Below are 1,044 nucleotides of genomic sequence, written 5' to 3' on the forward strand. Positions count from 1 at the left end.
CGACGGTCAGCACCGATCCGCGGCGGTTCGACCGGGTGCTGGCCAACCTGGTGGCCAATGCCCACCGGCACGGCGAGCCGCCGGTGCGGGTGCGGGTGGACGGGCCGGTGGTCACCGTCCGCGACCACGGGCCGGGGTACCCGGAGTCCGTGCTGCGCGACGGCCCGCAGCGCTTCCGCACCGGCGCCCGGGAACGCGGCCACGGCCACGGACTCGGCCTGACGATCGCCCAGGGCCACGCCGAGGCCATCGGGGTGGCCCTGCACCTGGGGAACCACCCGGAGGGCGGCGCGGTCGCCGAACTCCGGCTGCCCGTCCCCCGCACGGGCTGAGCACGCGGCCGGCTACCGGTACCAGTCGCCGGTCTCGCGCAGCGCCCGTCCGAGGTACTGGGCGAGGCCGTGGCAGGCCAGGGAGCGGCTGTCCGTCTCGTGGTCCCAGACGAAGACCTCGGTCCGCGGCGGCGTGCGGACGAAGGCGAACTGGTCGCCTCCCCCGTTGTCGCCGAAGAACATCAGCGGCTCGAACGGCATGTAGAGCGCGGCGAAGTCGGCGGCGGCGCGGAACTCGGCGTTGTCCCGGGCGATCCGCTCGGCGCTCCAGACGACGTCGTCGCCGTTTCGTCCCCGCACCCCGTCGCACTCCCGCAGCAGCGCGGCCAACTCGGCGGGCAGCGGCTGGCCGAGCGCCGCCTCGACCGCGGCCAGCGCCTCCTCCCCCGCCGGCTCGCCGAGCTCGGCGTCGCCCGCCGCTTCCAGGATCAGTTCACGCCACACCGGAGCAGCATGTCAGACCCGGGGGCCCGGGTCGGTGCCGGCACCGGCCGAGGCCGAGGCCGAGGCACGGCAGTGCAGGGAGTTGATCGCGTACTGGACCAGCAGGTGCGCCCAGATCTCCTGGTGGACCAGGTTTGGGGTCGCGGACCGCAGTGCCCGCGTGGCACCGGGCAGCAGCGCCTCCGGCTGTCGCCGCCGGTGGGCGGCCGCCAGGTCGGCCGCCGGCGCGAAGTCCGGGTCGGTGAGGGTGGTGATCAGCCGGACCGGC

General features: G+C 75.7%; 2 protein-coding genes and 1 pseudogene. 1 reads left to right on the plus strand and 2 read right to left on the minus strand.

From position 1 onward, the window contains the following. A partial coding sequence (locus ABZ641_RS39225; protein ID WP_359989523.1) for an ATP-binding protein occupies positions 1-332 on the plus strand: 332 nt, incomplete at its 5' end. Between the two features lie 12 nt (positions 333-344). Here ABZ641_RS39225 and ABZ641_RS39230 read toward each other — a convergent pair. Both ABZ641_RS39230 and ABZ641_RS39235 read right to left on the minus strand, forming a co-directional pair. Further along, positions 345-776 carry an SMI1/KNR4 family protein gene (locus tag ABZ641_RS39230; RefSeq protein WP_359989525.1) on the minus strand — a complete coding sequence of 144 codons (432 nt, stop codon included), beginning with the start codon at positions 774-776 and terminating at the stop codon, positions 345-347. Between the two features lie 12 nt (positions 777-788). After that, positions 789-1,044, minus strand: a pseudogene (locus ABZ641_RS39235) (IS4 family transposase); the annotation flags it as partial.

This window comes from Kitasatospora sp. NPDC007106 (genome assembly GCF_040634455.1).
Lineage (GTDB): Bacteria > Actinomycetota > Actinomycetes > Streptomycetales > Streptomycetaceae > Kitasatospora > Kitasatospora arboriphila.